The sequence below is a fragment of the Rubrivivax sp. JA1026 genome (assembly GCF_011065555.1).
Classification (GTDB): domain Bacteria; phylum Pseudomonadota; class Gammaproteobacteria; order Burkholderiales; family Burkholderiaceae_C; genus Rubrivivax; species Rubrivivax benzoatilyticus.
Genome location: NZ_JAALCQ010000003.1, coordinates 275646 through 291284, shown reverse-complemented (window position 1 = coordinate 291284; position 15639 = coordinate 275646). Strand labels below are relative to the sequence as shown.

The window sequence follows — 15639 nt, the reverse complement described above, 5'->3', positions numbered from 1 at the left end:
ATGAAGCAGATCCCGCTGGCGATCGGCTTCGACCCGCTCGCCACCTTCGAGAGCTTCCTGCCCGGCAGCGAAGCGAACCTGCGTGCGCTCGAACACCTGCGCCGCCTGCCGATGCCGACCGCGCCGGTCTACCTCTGGGGCCCTTCGGGCAGCGGCAAGACGCATCTGCTGCGCGGCCTGGCCCACGCCTGCCAGCAGGCCGGGCAGCGCGTCGGCTGGTTCGACCCGTCACGCCCCTGCCCGTGGGAACTGGCCGCCGACTGGTCGCTCGTGGTCATCGACCGCTGCGACGAGCTCGACGCCGCCGGCCAGCAGTCGGCCTTCACGCTGTTCGTCGAGGCCGCCACCGAAGGCGTGCAGATGGCCTGCGCCGGCCGCCTGCCGCCGGTGGACCTGCCGCTGCGCGACGACCTGCGCACGCGCCTGGGCTGGGGCCCGGTGTTCGCGATGCAGCCGCTGGGCGAGTCCGAGACCCGCGCCGCGCTGCGCCGCGAGAGCGACCGCCGCGGCATCCGCCTCACCGACGAGGTGATGGACCACCTGTTGACGCGCTTCCCGCGCGACCTGAAACACCTGATGGCCCTGCTCGACCGGCTCGACGAGTTTTCGCTGTCGCGTTCGCGCACGATCACCGTGCCGCTGGTGCGCGCGATGCTGGCCGAAGAAGGCGACCCGCTTTGAACCTGACGCTCTTCGACCTCGACGGCACGCTGCTGCCAACCGACTCCGACCACGCCTTCGGCGAGTTCCTCGTGCGCATCGGCTGGGCCGACGGCGGCGAGTTCAAGCGCCGCAACGACGAGTTCTATGCCCAGTACCTCGAAGGGCGGCTCGACATCGACGCCTACGTGCGCTTCTGCACCTCGCCCTGGCGCGACCGCGACCCGGCGGAGATCGCCGCCGCCCAGGCACGTTTCATCGACGAGTACGCCCGGCCCTCGCTGCACCCGGCGGCGGTGGACCTGGTGCGCCGCCACCTCGATGCCGGCGATCTGGTGGCCGTGGTCACCGCGACCAACGACTTCGTCACCCGGCCGATCGCCTCGCTGTTCGGTGTCGACACGCTGATCGCCACCGAACTCGAGCGCGACGCCTCCGGCCGCGCCACCGGCGCGATCCGCGGCGTGCCGTCGTTCCGCGATGGCAAGATCACGCGGGTGCGGCAGTGGCTGGCCGACGCCGGCCGCACGCTGGCCGACTTCGAGCGCAGCACCTTCTACAGCGATTCGACCAACGACCTGCCGCTGCTCGAACTCGTCAGCCACCCGGTGGCCACCAACCCCGGCGACGGGCTGCGGGCCGTGGCCCTGCAGCGCGGCTGGCCGATCCTGGACCTCTTCGCATGATCAAGAAATTCATCGACCGCCTGCTCGGCAAGTCGCCCGCGCCCGAGGCGCCGCCCGCACTGCCGGCGATCCCGCTCGGCCAGCGTGTCGAGATCCCCGCCGCGGAGCATCGCATCGACCCGCGGCTGCTCGACGACAACGCGGTGCGTGTCGTGCGCACGCTCAAGGATGCCGGCCACGAGGCCTACATCGTCGGCGGCGCGGTGCGCGACCTGCTCGTCGGCCTGCGGCCCAAGGACTTCGACGTCGCCACCGACGCCACGCCCGAGCAGGTGAAGGCGCTGTTCCGCCGCGCCTTCATCATCGGCCGGCGGTTCCGCCTGGTGCACGTGATCTTCGGCCGCGGCCGCGAGCACGAGGTCATCGAGGTCTCGACCTTCCGCGCCTACTTCGACGCTGCCGCGGCCGAGCAGGTCAAGGGCAACGAGAAGACGGCGCGCGGCGAGATCGCCGACCAGCGTGTCGTCGTCGACGCCAGCGGCCGCGTGCTGCGCGACAACGTCTGGGGCCCGCAGATCGAGGACGCGGCGCGCCGCGACTTCACGATCAACGCGATGTACTACGACCCGACGACGCAGGTCGTCGTCGACTACCACGGCGGCCTGGCCGACTCGCGCGCCCGCGTGCTGCGCATGATCGGCGACCCCGAGACGCGCTACCGCGAGGACCCGGTGCGCATCGTGCGCGTCGTGCGCATCGCCGCCAAGCTGGGTTTCGAGGTCGAGCCGGCGACGCGCGCGCCGATGCGCAAGATGGCCGCGCTGCTGAACAACGTGCCGCCGTCGCGCATGTTCGACGAGATGGTCAAGCTGCTGCAGACCGGCCATGCGCTCAAGAGCCTGGCCGAGCTGAAGAAGCAGGGCCTGGACCAGGGCGTGTTCCCGGTGCTCGACGCCGCCTTCCGCGCCGATGCCCGCCACCCCAAGCGCGACGAGTTCATCCGCTACGCGCTCGAGGACACCGACGCCCGCGTCAACGACGGCCGCGCCGTCGTGCCCAGCTTCATGCTCGCGGTGATGCTCTGGCACGACGTGCTCGACCGCTGGGCGGCGATCCAGGCCGGCGGCGAGGCGCCGTTCGCGGCGCTGCAGCAGGCCGTCGACGCGGTCTTCGACGCGCGCATCGGCGACATCTCCGGCCGCGGCAAGCTGGCCGCCGACATGCGCGAGATCTGGCTGATGCAGCCGCGTTTCGAGCGCCGCACGCCGGCCGCCGCGCGTTCGCTGGTCGCCCAGGCGCGTTTCCGCGCCGGCTACGACTTCCTGCGCCTGCGCGCCGATGTCGGCGAGATCGAGCCGGCGCTGGCCGAGTGGTGGGAGGACTTCCACCTCGGCGACGACGACGAGCGCGAGGCGATGCTGGCCGAGCTCAAGCCGGCGTCCAAGCGTGTGCACCGCGTGCCCGCCGGCAGCACCGTGGCCGCCGCCGCGGCGGCGACGCCTGCGCCTTCCGAGGCTGCCGAAGACGATGCCCCGGCCGATGCCGCGCCCGCCAAGAAACGCCGCCGGCGCCGCCGTCGCCCGGCCGGCGGCAGCGCGCCGGCGGCGCCCGCCGCCGGCGAATGAAGGCCTGGGTCGGCCTCGGCGCCAACCTGGGCGACGCCCGCGCCGCGCTGGCCGCTGCCTGCGCGGCGCTGGACGGGCTGCCCGGCACGCGCCTCGTGCGGCGTTCGTCGCTGTGGCGCAGCGCGCCGGTCGACGCCGCCGGCCCCGACTTCCACAACGCGGTGGCCGAACTGGACACCACGCTGGCCCCGGCCGGGCTGCTGGCCGCGCTGCACGCGATCGAGGCCGCGCACGGTCGCGAGCGCCCGTACCGCAACGCGCCGCGCACGCTGGACCTGGACCTGTTGTTCTACGGCGACGAGGTGATCGACACCGCGTCGCTGGTCGTGCCGCATCCACGCGCGCATCTGCGCGCCTTCGTGCTGCGGCCGTTGCTGGAGCTCGAGCCCGGCTTCGAGCACCCGCGCCTGGGGCCGCTGGTGCGCTGGTCGGCCGCCGCGGCCGACCAGGCGATCGAACGCCTCGACTGAAGGAGTACCGACGATGAACTCCCTGCCGGTGCCGGTGCAGACCTTCGCGCTGCTCGCGCTGTCCAACCTGTTCATGACGTTTGCCTGGTACGGGCACCTGAAGTCGCTGTCCGGCAAGCCGTGGATCGTCGCGGCGCTGATCAGCTGGGGCATCGCGTTGTTCGAGTACCTGCTGCAGGTGCCTGCCAACCGCATCGGCTACGCCGGCGGCATGAGCCTGGCGCAGCTGAAGATCGGCCAGGAAGTCATCACGCTGGCGATCTTCGTGCCCTTCGCGGTCTTCTACATGGACCAGCCGCTGAAGCTGGACTACCTCTGGGCCGGGCTGTGCCTGGTCGGAGCCGTCTACTTCATCTTCCGGTCATGAAACCGTCACCGTTCTAGAATCGCGGATTCACGATCCGGCCGGTGATCCCACCGGAGACCGCATGTTTTTTGGCAAGCTCCTTCCACGAGAAGGCAACTTCTTCGAACTGTTCAACCAGCACGGCGCTTTCGTCGTCGAGGGCGCCCGGGCGTTCATGCTGCTGGTCCAGCACTATTCGGACCCCCTCGAGCGCGAGAAGCACAGCGCCGACGTCATCGCCGCCGAACGTGCCGCCGACAAGGTGACCGCCGAGGTCAACCGAGCGCTGCACCGCACCTTCATCACGCCGCTGGACCGCGAGCAGATCCATGCGCTGATCAACTCGATGGACGACATCGTCGACCTGCTGCAGGACTCGTCGGAAGTGATGTCGCTGTACGACCTGCAGCACGTCAGCGAGGACGTGATCCGGCTGACCGAGATCTCGGTGCGCTGCTGCGAGCGTGTGCAGCACGTCGTCTCGCTGCTGCCGAACCTGCGCGACCAGGCCACGTCCGAGTCGGCGCTGAAGACCTGCGAGGAGATCGACCGCCTCGAGTCCGATGCCGACCGCGTGATGCGCTCGGCGATGTCGCGCCTGTTCCGCGAAGAAGTCGACACGCGCGAGCTGATCAAGCTGAAGGCCGTCTACGAGCACCTGGAGTCGATCTCCGACCGCTGCGAAGACGTCGCCAACCTGATCGAAGGCATCGTCCTCGAGAATTCCTGACCGGTCGGACGTCCCTCACATGGATGCACTTCCGGTCGGCTTCTGGGTCGTGGCGATGCTCGTCGTTCTGGCGCTCGTCTTCGACTTCATGAATGGTTTCCACGACGCGGCGAACTCCATCGCCACCGTCGTGTCCACGGGCGTTCTCAAGCCGCAGCAGGCGGTCGCGTTCGCCGCGTTCTTCAACGTGCTCGCCATCGCCGTGTTCCAGCTCAAGGTCGCGGCGACCGTGGGCAAGGGCATCGTCGAGCCCGGCATCGTCGACCAGCATGTCATCTTCGGCGCGCTGGTCGGGGCGATCGCCTGGAACGTGATCACCTGGTGGTACGGCATCCCGTCGTCAAGCTCGCATGCGCTCATCGGCGGCATCGTCGGCGCCACCATCGCCAAGGCCGGCGGCGGCCCGCTGGTGGCCTCGGGCCTGATCAAGACGGTGGCCTTCATCTTCATCTCGCCGGTGCTGGGCTTCCTGTTCGGCTCGCTGATCATGGTGGCCGTGGCCTGGATCTGTCGAAGATCCTCGCCACTGAAGGTCGACAACACGTTCCGGCGGCTGCAGCTGGTCTCGGCCGGGATGTACTCGCTGGGCCACGGCGGCAACGACGCGCAGAAGACGATCGGCATCATCTGGCTGCTGCTGATCTCCTCGGGCTACGCGAGCGCCACCGACCACATGCCGCCGTCGTGGGTCATCTGGGCCTGCTACATCGCGATCGGCCTGGGCACGCTGTTCGGCGGCTGGCGCATCGTCAAGACCATGGGCCAGCGCATCACCAAGCTCAAGCCGGTCGGCGGCTTCTGCGCCGAGACCGGCGGGGCGGTGACGCTGTTCATGGCCACGGCGCTGGGCGTGCCGGTGTCGACGACGCACACCATCACCGGCGCGATCTACGGTGTCGGCTCGGTGCGCAGCGCGTCGGCGGTGCGCTGGGGTCTGGCCGGCAACATCGTGCTGGCGTGGATCTTCACGATCCCGGCGACGGCCTTCATCGCCGCCGTCTTCTACGCGCTCAGCAACTACCTGTTCTGAGCGGCGGGCACCGGCCGCGCCCGGGGCGCGTGCCGGTGTCGGCAGGCCGCGCCGGCGCGGCCTGCTTCGTCAGCCTCACTCGGGCGCGGTTTCCTCGCCGGCGCCCAGCGTGCGCTGCATCAGCGGCACGTCGAGCCAGCGGCCGTGCTTCCAGCCGGCCGCGCGCAGGATGCCGGCGGGCTCGAAACCCAGCGCCTGGTGCAGGCCGATCGAGCCCACGTTCTCCGAGTCGCCGATGACGGCGAGCATCTGGCGCGCGCCGGCGGCCTCGCAGCGTGCGATCAGCTCGGCCAGCAGCAGCCGGCCGAGGCCGCGGCCGGTCGCTTCGTGGTGGACGTAGATCGAGTCCTCGACACAGAAGCGGTAGGCCGGGCGCGGGCGGAAGTGGTTGGCGTAGGCGTAGCCGACGACGCGCCCGCCCTCGTCGGCGACCAGCCAGGGCAGGCCCTTGGCGGTGACGTCGGCGCGGCGACGCGCCATCTCGGTCTCGGCCGGCGGTTCGGTCTCGAAGGTGCCGGTGCCGTGCAGCACGTGGTGGGCGTAGATGGCGGTGATGGCGCCGAGGTCGGCGTCGGTGCTGGGGCGGATGACGATGGTGCCGGTGCTCATTCGGGGGCGGGGATGTGGCGGCGGCGCGTGGCGTGAACGGTGCCCGGAAGATGGTCTGCGCCGCAGCTTGTCGCTTCCGGTGCGGTCGAGTTTATAATGCGCGGTTCCCGGCGCCGGCTTCGGGCAGTGTCATGGTTCATGAGACTGGCGGCGCGTATCTACGGGCCCGAAGACGTACTCGTTTGATTGCCCGCGGCTGGACGTGTCCTCAGCGGTGTGGCGGTCGCCTCACACATCAGGAATTCCGACATGGTCGTGATCCGTCTGGCCCGTGGCGGCGCAAAGAAGCGCCCGTTCTACAACATCGTCGTTGCCGACGCGCGCGAGCGCCGTGACGGCCGCTTCATCGAGCGCGTGGGTTTCTACAACCCGATGGCCTCGGGTGGCGCGGAAGGTCTGCGCGTCTCTCTGGACCGCGTGACCTACTGGGCCGGCGTCGGTGCGCAGCTGTCGCCGACCGTCGCCCGTCTGGTCGCCCAGGCCAAGAAGGCGGCCTGAGTCCGCACGGCGTGGCCACCTCGACGTCACCGCTGACGGCGCCCGACGCGCCGCCCCGGCCGGCCGACGCCATCGAGGTGGGCCGCGTTCTCGGCGCCTGGGGCGTCAAGGGCGGGATCAAGGTCAAACCTTTCTCGTCCGACCCGCAGGCGCTGTTCTCCTCCAAGCGCTGGTTCCTGGAGCCGTCCGAGGCCAAGCCCGGGCACCAGGTGCCGCCGCTGCTGCGCGTGGCCTCCGCGCGCGAGCAGGGTGACGCCGTCGTCGCGACGATCCACGATCTGACCGACCGCGATCTCGCCCAGGCGCTGGCCGGTGCGCGCATCTTCATCGCGCGCTCCAGCTTCCCGACGCCCGACGAAGACGAGTTCTACTGGGTCGACCTGATCGGCCTGGACGCGCGCAACCGCGCCGATGTCACGCTCGGCCGCATCGTCGGCCTGGTCGAGACCGGCCCGCACTGCGTGCTGCGGGTCCAGCCCGCCGACGAGAAGGCCGAGGAGATCCTGATCCCCTTCGTCGCCGCCTACGTCGATCGCGTCGATCTCGCCGGCGCCACCGTCCACGTCGACTGGGAAGCCGACTACTGACGGCGAAGCCGATGCGCTTCGACGTCGTCACGCTGTTCCCCGAACTGTTCGCCCCGCACCTGGCGGTGGGCATCACGCGGCGCGCGTTCACCTCCGGCCTCGTCGACGTGCGGCTGTGGCAGCTGCGCGACTTCGCCGACGACGCCTACCGCCGCATCGACGACCGCCCCTACGGCGGCGGGCCCGGCATGGTGATGCTGGTCGAGCCGCTGTTGCGTGCGCTCGACGCGGTGCGCGCCGAACGCGGCGAGGTGCCGGTCGTGCACTTCACGCCGACCGGCCGCCGGCTCGACCAGGCCGTCGTGCAGGAATTCGCCGCAGGCCCCGGCGCGGTGCTGCTGTGCGGCCGCTACGAAGGCATCGACCAGCGTTTCATCGACCGCCGCGTGACGCACGAGATCAGTCTCGGCGACTTCGTGCTCTCCGGCGGCGAGCTGCCGGCGCTGACGCTGCTCGACGCCGTCGCGCGGCTGCAGGACGGCGTCATCCCGGCGCCGTCGCACGAGCAGGACAGCTTCGGCGACGGCCTGCTCGAAGGCCCGTCGTACAGCCGCCCCGAACGCCTGGCGCTGGACGGCGACGAACTCGCGGTGCCGGCGGTGCTGCTGTCGGGCCACCACGGCGAGATCGCGCGCTGGCGGCGCGAGCGTTCGCTGGAGCGCACGGCGCAGCGGCGGCCCGACCTGATCGCCGCGGCGCGTGCCGCCGGGCGTCTTTCACGCGCCGACGAGCGCTTCCTCGCGTCCCTCGCGCTATAATCGAGGGCTTTTCGATCCTCTGCCGGGCAACCGGCGGGCCGGCCACGTGGCCCAGGCTTGCCGACATTCCGATCCACAACCCCCGCGCACGATCGCCATCGGAGAAAACCTTGAACCTCATCGAGACCCTCGAGCAGGAAGAGATCGCCCGCCTGGGCAAGACGATCCCGGCCTTCGCCCCCGGCGACACCGTCATCGTCAATGTCAACGTCGTCGAAGGCACCCGCAAGCGCGTGCAGGCCTACGAAGGCGTCGTGATTGCCAAGCGCAACCGCGGCATCAACAGCAGCTTCATCGTCCGCAAGATCTCCAGCGGCGAAGGCGTGGAACGCACGTTCCAGCTGTACAGCCCGCTGATCGCCTCGATCGAAGTCAAGCGCCGCGGCGACGTGCGCCGCGCCAAGCTGTACTACCTGCGCGAGCGCAGCGGCAAGAGCGCCCGCATCAAGGAAAAGCTGGCGTGATGCCTGGTCGTTCCGGCTGCGCCGGACGGCCCGATTGCCAGGAGGCGCCGCGTTGCGGCGCCTTTTTCGTTTCTGGAGCGCCGCGATGACGCCGCCGCGCATCCTGCACCCGCAGGCCATCCCCGTCGCCGGGATCGACGCCCATCTGCCGCCGGTGCCGGCCGCGCGCCTGACGCCGGCTGCGCTGCGCCGGCGTTTCGCCGCGCCGGGCACCTGGACACCCGAGTTCGCCGGCGACGGCCGGCCGACGGACGACCGGCCGTCGGCCGCCGCCGCGGTGCTGGTGGCCATCGTCGAGCGCGAAGCCGGCGCGACGGTGCTGCTGACGCGCCGCGCCGAGCATCTGCGCGACCATGCGGGCCAGATCAGCTTCCCGGGCGGCCGTGTCGAGCCGGGTGATGCCGACGCCGCGGCCACCGCGCTGCGCGAGGCCGAGGAGGAAGTCGGTCTGGCTCGGGCCCGCGTCGACGTCATCGGCCACCTGCCGCCCTACACGACGGTGACGCATTTCGTCGTCACGCCGGTGGTGGCCATCGTCACGCCGCCGTTCGAGCTGCGGATCGACGCCTTCGAGGTCGCGGCCGCGTTCGAGGTGCCGCTGGCCTTCCTGATGGACCCGGCGAACCATCGCCGCCACGTCTTCGAGGCCGGCGGCGCGCGCCGCCAGTTCCTGTCGATGCCCTGGGGCGATCACTTCATCTGGGGCGCCACGGCGGCGATGCTGCGCAATCTCTACGGCTTCCTCGCCGAGGACTGAGGCGCACGCCCCTTATCATCGGCAGCCGATGAGTTTTTTCGCTGTCCTGTTCGCGCTGCTGATCGAGCAGCTCAAGCCGCTGCCGAAGGACAACGGCATCCATCACGCGCTGGTCGGATGGGTGCGCTGGGCCAGCCGCAACTTCGACGCCGGCCGGCCGCATCACACGGTCGTCGTCTGGTGTGTCGCGGTGCTCGGGCCGACGCTGGCAGTGGCTGTCGCCTACATGGCGATCTGGCACTTCAGCCTGGTGCTGGCGCTGGTGTTCGACATCGCGCTGCTGTACCTCACGCTGGGCTTCCGCCAGTTCAGCCACTACTTCACCGACATCCGAGACGCGCTGGACCGCGGCGACGAGAACTTCGCGCGCCAGCGCCTGGCCGAGTGGCGCCATCTCGACGCCAGCGAGTTGCCGCGCACCGAGGTGCTGCGCCACGTCATCGAGCACGCGCTGCTGGCCGCGCACCGCCACGTCTTCGGCGTCTTCTTCTGGTTCATCCTGCTGTCGGCGCTGGGCCTGGGGCCGACCGGCGCGGTGCTGTACCGGATGGCCGAGTTCGCATCGCGCTACTGGGCCTACCGCCATCGCACGCTGGAGGCGCCGACCAGCGAGAGCCTGATGAACCTGTCGCGGCGCTGGTTCGAGCTGCTCGACCACGTGCCGGCGCGCATGACGGCCTTCGGCTTTGCCGTCGTCGGCAACTTCGAGGAAGCCGTCGGCGGCTGGCGCCGCGACGCGGCACTCTGGCTGCATCCCAACGAGGGCATCATCCTCGCCGCCGCGGCCGGCGCCGTCGGCGTGCAGCTCGGCGGCAGCGCTGCGCCGGGCGTCACGCCCGACCGCTCCAAGACCTTCGCCGCCGGCACCGAACCGGGCACCGTCGCCGCCGAAGGCTCGACGCCGGGCGCGCCTCCGCAGCTGGGGCACCTGCAAAGCGTCGTCGGCCTGGTCTGGCGCTCGGTCGTGCTGTGGATGCTGCTGCTGGCACTGCTGACGCTGGCCAACGTCGTCGGCTGAGGCGGCGCACGCCACGGCCGAGGCCGTGGCACGAACTCGAGGGCCAAGGCGGCCCGCCGTCACCAGCGTTTGGCCGACAGCTCGTCGAACAGCTCTTCGTAGATGCGGTAGCGCGTCGGCGCAATCTCGCCGCGCGCCAGCGCCGCGCGCACGCCGCAGCCGGGTTCGTGGCGGTGGCTGCAGTTGTGGAAGCGGCACTCGCCCAGCGCGGCGGCGAAGTCGGGCATCAGTGTCGCCAGTTCGGTGGGGGCGATCTGGCGCAGGCCGAACTCCTGGAACCCCGGCGAGTCGATCAGCGCGCCGCGGCGCGTGTCGTCCAGCCAGTACCAGCTGGTCGTCGTCGTCGTGTGGCGGCCGGCCTTCAGCGCCTTGGAGATCTCGCCGACCTGGGCCGCGGCCTGCGGCACCAGCAGGTTGATCAGCGTGCTCTTGCCCATGCCGCTGGGGCCCAGCACCAGCGTCGTGCGGCCGTCCAGGCGCGGCGCCAGCGTCGCGCGCGCTGCGTCGGGCGCGGCCTTCAGCGCCAGCTCGACGACCTCGACGCCCATGCGGCGGTAAGGTTCGAGCCGCGCGCGGGCGTCGGCGGCGGCCGGCAGGTCGGTCTTGTTCAGTCCGATCCAGCACGGGATGCCGGCCTGGCCGGCGGCGATCAGCGCGCGCGTGAGCTGCGACTCGCTGAACATCGGTTCGCCGGCGACCAGCACCAGCACCGCGTCGAGGTTGGCGGCGAACGACTTGGTGCGCCACTCGTCCTGGCGGAACAGCAGGTTGCGCCGCGCCTCCAGGTGCTCGACGACGCCTTCGTCGCCGGCCGGCAGCCAGCGCACGCGGTCGCCGACGACGAGCTCGCTCTTCTTGCCGCGCGGATGGCACAGCACGCGTTCGCCGTCGGGGGTCTCGACGACGACGTGACGGCCGTGGGCCGCCACGACCAGCCCCTGGTCCAAGGCCTCGAAGCTCAAGATGCGACCGGCTCCGGCAGGGCCGCCAGGCGTTCGCTGGCCGGCGGGTGCGAGTAATAGAAGCGCGCGTACAGCGGGTCCGGCGTCAGTGTCGACGCGTTGTCCTCGTGCAGCTTCAGCAGCGCGCTGGCGAGCGCGCGGCCGTCGGCCTGCTCGCAGGCGTAGGCGTCGGCCTCGAACTCGTGCTTGCGCGACAGCGCCGCGCCCAACGGCGAGACAAAGAAGGTGAAGGGCGGCAGCGCCAGCATGAACAGCAGGAGCGCCAGCGCGTCGTTCGGCGCGCCCAGGCTGGGGCGCACACCCAGGCCGAGGTAGAAGGCCGGCAACGACGCCAGCCAGCCCAGCAGCGCCAGCCCGGCGAGGCTGAGGCCGAAGACCCCGACCATGCGCTTGACGACGTGGCGGCGCTTGAAGTGGCCGAGTTCGTGCGCCAGCACCGCCTCGACCTCGGCCGGCGCCAGGCGTGACAGCAGCGTGTCGAAGAAGACCACGCGCTTGGACGCGCCCAGCCCGGTGAAATAGGCGTTGGCGTGCGCCGAGCGCCGGCTGCCGTCCATCACGAACAGGCCTTTGGCGGCGAAGCCGCAGCGCTGCATCAGCGCCTGCACGCGGTGCTTCAGCGCCTCGTCGGCCAGCGGCTCGAACTTGTTGAACAGCGGCGCGATCACCGTCGGGTACAGCACCAGCAGCGTCAGGTTGAAGCCGACCCAGGCGACCCAGGCCCAGAGCCACCACAGCCCGCCGGTGGCGCCCATGATCCACAGGATCAGCGCCGCCAGCGGCAGGCCGATCAGCGCGCCGACCGCCAGCCCCTTGGCCTGGTCGGCCAGCCACAGCCCGGTGGTCATGCGGTTGAAGCCGAAACGCTGCTCGATGCGGAAGGTCGACCACCACTCGAACGGCGCGTCGAGCAGCGCGCCGATCAGCACGAAGGCCGCCAGCAGCGCGAGCTGGTAGGCCATGGCGCCCCAGGCGACGCCGACGCTGCCGAGCAGCGCGGCGTTCAGCGCATCGAGGCCGCCGAGCAGCGTCCAGCCCAGCAGCACGGCGGCGGAGAAGGCGGTGCTCAGCAGGCCGAAGCGGCCCTTGGCCAGCGTGTAGTCGGCGGCCTTGCGGTGGGCTTCGGCGGTGACGGTGCCGATGAAGGGCGCCGGCACCGCGTCGCGGTGGCGTGCGACGTGGCGCGCCTGGCGTGTCGCGAGCCAGAACTTCAGGCCCAGCGAGGCCAGCAGCGCGGCCGCGAACGCGGCCGTGACGACGAGGGAATGCATGGGGCGCGAGTGTAGGCTTCGGCGAGAATCGCCGTTTCCCCTGAACACCCCCGACCATGAGCGACACCGTGCTGGCCCCGAGCGATCAGAACCTGATCTGGATCGACCTCGAGATGACGGGCCTGTATCCCGCCACCGACCGCATCATCGAGATTGCCGTCGTCGTCACCGACCCGCAGCTGACGGTGCGGGTCGAAGGCCCGGTGTTCGCGGTGCACCAGAGCGACGCCACGCTCGACGCGATGGACGCCTGGAACAAGGGCACGCACGGCCGCAGCGGCCTGATCGACCGCGTCAAGGCGTCCACGGTGGACGAAGCCGAGGCCGAGGCGCGCACGATCGAGTTCCTGCAGCGCTACGTGCCGCGCGGCAAGAGCCCGATGTGCGGCAACTCGATCTGCCAGGACCGGCGCTTCCTGGCGAACTACATGCCCAAGCTGGAAGCCTTCTTCCACTACCGCAACCTCGACGTCAGCACGCTGAAGGAGCTGGCGCGGCGCTGGAAGCCCGAGGTGCTCGACGGCTTCAAGAAGGCCCAGGCGCACACCGCGCTGGCCGACATCCACGAGTCGATCGACGAGCTGCTGCACTACCGCCAGCACTTCCTCCAGGCCTGAACTCAGGCTTCGCGCGCGGTGCCGCTGCGTGCACGCCAGGTCGCCACCAGCGCCCGCGCCTCGGCGTCGGGCCGCGCGGGCAGCTTCCAGTACTCGCTGCAGTCGCTCTTGCGTGCCAGCAGGCGGTGGTTGACGAGTTCGCGGCGCAGCGTGACGTGGTCGCCGAAGGCGTTGGCCGCCATCAGGATCGTGTTGACCTCGCGCTCGGTGTAGCGGCGGCGGCCGTCGAACAGCGTCCACAGCACCCACATCGCCAGGCGTTGCACGCTGAACTTGTGCGGCCAGCGCACGAGGCGGCCGCGGCTGTCGAACTGCATCAGTGCCTTGCGCGCGTTGGCCGTCAGCGGCAGCACCGGGCGGTCTTCGGCGGCCAGCGGGGCTGCCGGCAGCGGCCGCTCGGTGGCGGCGCGCAGGGCCTGCACGTTGCGGTGGCCGGCAGCGCGTGCGATCAGGTTCAGCAGTTCGACGTGGCCGGGCGGTTCGGCCGCCGGGCGGGTCTTCAGGGCCTGACCGAGCGAACGGGCGAACGCGGACAGGTCGGGTGCCACGAAGGGCAGGGCTTCACGGGACATGAGAACTCCTCGCGAGCGTGGCGCCTTTCCCGAGGACGGGGTGCCGGGGGTCGCCGACTTGCCGGGCGGGCGCAGCTCGCGTGATGAAGCTGTCCTCGTCTGACGGTGATGAAGGGCAGGTTTAGCTCGCGGTGTGGGCCGCGCGGCGACGCCTGGGTGAACTGCCGACCACCTAGCAGTGTAGCGCGGCCGACCGTGAAGGTTCGAAATCCGCTACAATGCGGCTTCACGGCGTCCGTTGTGACGCCGTTCGTTCATCCCCTCTGACCTTTCGTCGAGCCGCGCCCTGCGGCCGCATCTCTCGGGTCGGCGGCGATGCCGTCGCCCCCTTGTTGGATGCGACTTCACCCTGGATGGTGAATCCCCTGGCCGCTGGCCCGGGGCGGCCGTCCTGTCTCTCGAAAGACGACGAATGAGTTTCGATACCCTGGGCTTGCCCGAAGCCCTGGCGCGCGCCGTGGCCGATGCCGGTTACACCACCCCGACTGAGGTGCAGTCGCGCGCCATTCCGCCGGCGCTGGGCGGTGCCGACCTGATGGTCTCCAGCAGCACCGGCAGCGGCAAGACCGCGAGTTTCGTGCTGCCCGCGCTGACGCGCATCCTCGCCGCGCGCGGCGACGGCAAGCGCCGCGAGAAGGGCGTCGTCAGCGGCCCGCGCATCCTGGTGCTGGCGCCGACGCGTGAACTGGCGATGCAGGTCGCCAAGGCCACCAACGACTACGGCCGCCACGTGCAGGGCCTGCGCGTGGCCACGATCGTCGGCGGCGTGCCCTACGGCGCGCAGCTGAAGGCGCTGCGCGGCCCGCTGGACGTGCTGATCGCCACGCCCGGCCGTCTGATGGACCACATGGCCAGCGGCCGTGCGGTGCTGGCCAACGTCGAGATGCTGGTGCTCGACGAAGCCGACCGCATGCTCGACATGGGCTTCATCGACGACATCCACCACATCGCCAGCGCGACGCCTGCCGCGCGCCAGACGGTGATGTACAGCGCCACCTTCGCCGGCCACGTCGGCCGCCTGGCCGAGGAACTGCTGCGCGAGCCGCAGCGCATCGAGATCGCCTCGCACACCGACGTGCACGCCGACATCGAGCAGCGCCTGCACTGGGCCGACAACTTCGCCCACAAGAACGCGCTGCTGGACCACATCCTGACCGAGCGCAGCGTCGAGCAGGCGGTGGTCTTCACCAGCACCCAGCGCGATGCCGACTGGCTGGCCGACCGCCTGGCCGAGATGGGCCACCACGTCGCCTCGCTGCACGGCGGCCACCCGCAAGGCCGGCGCAATCGCGTGCTGCAGGGCCTGCGTTCGCGCGACCTGAAGATCCTCGTCGCCACCGACGTCGCCGCGCGCGGCATCGACGTGCCGACGATCAGCCACGTCATCAACTTCGGCCTGCCGATGAAGGCCGAAGACTACGTGCACCGCATCGGCCGCACCGGCCGTGCCGGCCGCTCGGGACTGGCGGTGACGCTGGCCGAGCGCGGCGACGCCGGCATGATCCACCGCATCCAGCGCTTCACGACGCAGCGCATCCCGGCGGCGACGATCGAGGGCCTGGAGCCCAAGATGCCCGAGCCGATGCGCGAGGCGCGCCCGCCGCGCGCCGGTTTCGGCGGTCGCCCGCAAGGCGGCAAGCCGTTCCACGGCGGTGGCAAGCCCTTCGGCGGCAAGCCGTTCGCGGGCAAGTCCTTCGGTGGCGGCGCTCCGGCGCGTGGCCCTGCCCATGAGCGCGACGGCGAACGTTCCTTCGCCCCGCGTGGCCACCACGACGAGCGTTTCGCCCCGGCGCGCCCGCCGCGTGGCCCGTTCGACGCCCCGGCACGTTCGTTCGGCGACCGTGCCGAACGTGGCGCGGCGCCCGGCAAGCCTTTCGGCCACGGCGCCGGCAAGCCCTTCGGCAAGCCGTTCGCGAAGCCCGAAGGCAAGTTCGGCGGCAAGCCGGCCGGCAAGTTCGGTCCCAAGCCGGGCCCGCGCCGTCCGCGCGAAGCCTGAGCGTCCCGCAGCCATGAAAAAGGGCCGGCAATCGCCGGCCCTT

At 70.9% G+C, this 15639-nt stretch carries 19 protein-coding genes; 15 read left to right on the top strand and 4 right to left on the bottom strand.

What is annotated here, in order from left to right:
* The 7 genes from G5B56_RS07845 to G5B56_RS07815 all read left to right on the top strand — a co-directional run bounded on the left by G5B56_RS07845 (position 1) and on the right by G5B56_RS07815 (position 5487).
* Positions 1-681, top strand: a complete 681-nt coding sequence (locus tag G5B56_RS07845; RefSeq protein WP_009857362.1) for an HdaA/DnaA family protein — start codon at positions 1-3, stop codon at positions 679-681.
* Positions 678-1346: an HAD family phosphatase gene (locus tag G5B56_RS07840; protein ID WP_009857361.1), complete on the top strand. Its 669-nt coding sequence runs from the start codon at positions 678-680 to the stop codon at positions 1344-1346. The genes G5B56_RS07845 and G5B56_RS07840 overlap by 4 nt, the downstream gene beginning before the upstream one ends.
* Positions 1343-2911 carry a polynucleotide adenylyltransferase PcnB gene (pcnB, locus tag G5B56_RS07835; protein WP_164962829.1) on the top strand — a complete coding sequence of 523 codons (1569 nt, stop codon included), beginning with the start codon at positions 1343-1345 and terminating at the stop codon, positions 2909-2911. The genes G5B56_RS07840 and pcnB overlap by 4 nt, the downstream gene beginning before the upstream one ends.
* The gene (gene folK / locus G5B56_RS07830; RefSeq protein WP_029718778.1) at positions 2908-3381 is read left to right on the top strand and encodes a 2-amino-4-hydroxy-6-hydroxymethyldihydropteridine diphosphokinase; all 474 of its coding nucleotides are present in this window, start codon (positions 2908-2910) and stop codon (positions 3379-3381) included. Before pcnB ends, folK begins: the two co-directional genes overlap by 4 nt.
* A gap of 13 nt (positions 3382-3394) precedes the next feature.
* The gene (locus G5B56_RS07825) at positions 3395-3748 is read left to right on the top strand and encodes a DMT family protein (protein ID WP_202796728.1); all 354 of its coding nucleotides are present in this window, start codon (positions 3395-3397) and stop codon (positions 3746-3748) included.
* 61 nt (positions 3749-3809) lie between these two features.
* Positions 3810-4457 carry a DUF47 domain-containing protein gene (locus G5B56_RS07820; protein ID WP_009856311.1) on the top strand — a complete coding sequence of 216 codons (648 nt, stop codon included), beginning with the start codon at positions 3810-3812 and terminating at the stop codon, positions 4455-4457.
* Between the two features lie 19 nt (positions 4458-4476).
* Positions 4477-5487 carry an inorganic phosphate transporter gene (locus G5B56_RS07815; protein WP_009856312.1) on the top strand — a complete coding sequence of 337 codons (1011 nt, stop codon included), beginning with the start codon at positions 4477-4479 and terminating at the stop codon, positions 5485-5487.
* A gap of 75 nt (positions 5488-5562) precedes the next feature.
* Here the strand turns inward: G5B56_RS07815 and G5B56_RS07810 are convergent, their stop codons facing one another.
* Positions 5563-6096: a GNAT family N-acetyltransferase gene (locus G5B56_RS07810; protein WP_009856313.1), complete on the bottom strand. Its 534-nt coding sequence runs from the start codon at positions 6094-6096 to the stop codon at positions 5563-5565.
* Positions 6097-6345: 249 nt separating this feature from the next.
* On the opposite strand from G5B56_RS07810, the gene rpsP reads away from it, so the two are divergent.
* From rpsP to G5B56_RS07780, 6 genes are all read left to right on the top strand, one after another.
* Positions 6346-6594, top strand: a complete 249-nt coding sequence (rpsP, locus tag G5B56_RS07805) for a 30S ribosomal protein S16 (RefSeq protein ID WP_009856314.1) — start codon at positions 6346-6348, stop codon at positions 6592-6594.
* An 11-nt stretch (positions 6595-6605) separates the two neighbouring features.
* The gene (gene rimM, locus G5B56_RS07800; protein WP_164962828.1) at positions 6606-7181 is read left to right on the top strand and encodes a ribosome maturation factor RimM; all 576 of its coding nucleotides are present in this window, start codon (positions 6606-6608) and stop codon (positions 7179-7181) included.
* 11 nt (positions 7182-7192) lie between these two features.
* Positions 7193-7939 carry a tRNA (guanosine(37)-N1)-methyltransferase TrmD gene (trmD, locus tag G5B56_RS07795; RefSeq protein WP_009856316.1) on the top strand — a complete coding sequence of 249 codons (747 nt, stop codon included), beginning with the start codon at positions 7193-7195 and terminating at the stop codon, positions 7937-7939.
* A 110-nt stretch (positions 7940-8049) separates the two neighbouring features.
* Positions 8050-8403: a 50S ribosomal protein L19 gene (rplS, locus tag G5B56_RS07790; RefSeq protein ID WP_009856317.1), complete on the top strand. Its 354-nt coding sequence runs from the start codon at positions 8050-8052 to the stop codon at positions 8401-8403.
* Between the two features lie 85 nt (positions 8404-8488).
* Entirely contained in the window at positions 8489-9160 is a 672-nt protein-coding gene (locus tag G5B56_RS07785; RefSeq protein ID WP_164962827.1) for a CoA pyrophosphatase, read from the top strand.
* A 28-nt stretch (positions 9161-9188) separates the two neighbouring features.
* Entirely contained in the window at positions 9189-10178 is a 990-nt protein-coding gene (locus G5B56_RS07780) for a CobD/CbiB family protein (protein WP_009856319.1), read from the top strand.
* Positions 10179-10237: 59 nt separating this feature from the next.
* On the opposite strand, the gene rsgA is transcribed toward G5B56_RS07780, so the two are convergent.
* Entirely contained in the window at positions 10238-11140 is a 903-nt protein-coding gene (gene rsgA, locus G5B56_RS07775; RefSeq protein ID WP_164962826.1) for a ribosome small subunit-dependent GTPase A, read from the bottom strand.
* Entirely contained in the window at positions 11137-12411 is a 1275-nt protein-coding gene (locus G5B56_RS07770; RefSeq protein ID WP_164962825.1) for a M48 family metallopeptidase, read from the bottom strand. Before G5B56_RS07770 ends, rsgA begins: the two co-directional genes overlap by 4 nt.
* A gap of 56 nt (positions 12412-12467) precedes the next feature.
* Here G5B56_RS07770 and orn point away from each other — a divergent pair, with 56 nt between their 5' ends.
* Positions 12468-13028: an oligoribonuclease gene (gene orn, locus G5B56_RS07765; protein ID WP_009856322.1), complete on the top strand. Its 561-nt coding sequence runs from the start codon at positions 12468-12470 to the stop codon at positions 13026-13028.
* A 2-nt stretch (positions 13029-13030) separates the two neighbouring features.
* Here the strand turns inward: orn and G5B56_RS07760 are convergent, their stop codons facing one another.
* Positions 13031-13600, bottom strand: a complete 570-nt coding sequence (locus G5B56_RS07760) for a DUF2087 domain-containing protein (RefSeq protein ID WP_164962824.1) — start codon at positions 13598-13600, stop codon at positions 13031-13033.
* Positions 13601-14012: 412 nt separating this feature from the next.
* Between G5B56_RS07760 and G5B56_RS07755 the strand changes: the two genes are divergently transcribed.
* The gene (locus tag G5B56_RS07755) at positions 14013-15596 is read left to right on the top strand and encodes a DEAD/DEAH box helicase (protein ID WP_164962823.1); all 1584 of its coding nucleotides are present in this window, start codon (positions 14013-14015) and stop codon (positions 15594-15596) included.
* The last annotated feature ends 43 nt before the right edge of the window (positions 15597-15639 follow it).

What these genes read in the sequence shown, in the direction of transcription:
- G5B56_RS07770 (WP_164962825.1), bottom strand. Translation starts at nt 12,411, where the DNA reads ATGCATTCCCTCGTCGTCACGGCCGCGTTCGCGGCCGCGCTGCTGGCC.
- folK (WP_029718778.1), top strand. Translation starts at nt 2,908, where the DNA reads ATGAAGGCCTGGGTCGGCCTCGGCGCCAACCTGGGCGACGCCCGCGCC.
- G5B56_RS07755 (WP_164962823.1), top strand. Translation starts at nt 14,013, where the DNA reads ATGAGTTTCGATACCCTGGGCTTGCCCGAAGCCCTGGCGCGCGCCGTG.
- pcnB (WP_164962829.1), top strand. Translation starts at nt 1,343, where the DNA reads ATGATCAAGAAATTCATCGACCGCCTGCTCGGCAAGTCGCCCGCGCCC.
- G5B56_RS07845 (WP_009857362.1), top strand. Translation starts at nt 1, where the DNA reads ATGAAGCAGATCCCGCTGGCGATCGGCTTCGACCCGCTCGCCACCTTC.
- G5B56_RS07810 (WP_009856313.1), bottom strand. Translation starts at nt 6,096, where the DNA reads ATGAGCACCGGCACCATCGTCATCCGCCCCAGCACCGACGCCGACCTC.
- G5B56_RS07820 (WP_009856311.1), top strand. Translation starts at nt 3,810, where the DNA reads ATGTTTTTTGGCAAGCTCCTTCCACGAGAAGGCAACTTCTTCGAACTG.
- G5B56_RS07780 (WP_009856319.1), top strand. Translation starts at nt 9,189, where the DNA reads ATGAGTTTTTTCGCTGTCCTGTTCGCGCTGCTGATCGAGCAGCTCAAG.
- trmD (WP_009856316.1), top strand. Translation starts at nt 7,193, where the DNA reads ATGCGCTTCGACGTCGTCACGCTGTTCCCCGAACTGTTCGCCCCGCAC.
- G5B56_RS07785 (WP_164962827.1), top strand. Translation starts at nt 8,489, where the DNA reads ATGACGCCGCCGCGCATCCTGCACCCGCAGGCCATCCCCGTCGCCGGG.
- G5B56_RS07760 (WP_164962824.1), bottom strand. Translation starts at nt 13,600, where the DNA reads ATGTCCCGTGAAGCCCTGCCCTTCGTGGCACCCGACCTGTCCGCGTTC.
- G5B56_RS07825 (WP_202796728.1), top strand. Translation starts at nt 3,395, where the DNA reads ATGAACTCCCTGCCGGTGCCGGTGCAGACCTTCGCGCTGCTCGCGCTG.
- G5B56_RS07815 (WP_009856312.1), top strand. Translation starts at nt 4,477, where the DNA reads ATGGATGCACTTCCGGTCGGCTTCTGGGTCGTGGCGATGCTCGTCGTT.
- orn (WP_009856322.1), top strand. Translation starts at nt 12,468, where the DNA reads ATGAGCGACACCGTGCTGGCCCCGAGCGATCAGAACCTGATCTGGATC.
- rpsP (WP_009856314.1), top strand. Translation starts at nt 6,346, where the DNA reads ATGGTCGTGATCCGTCTGGCCCGTGGCGGCGCAAAGAAGCGCCCGTTC.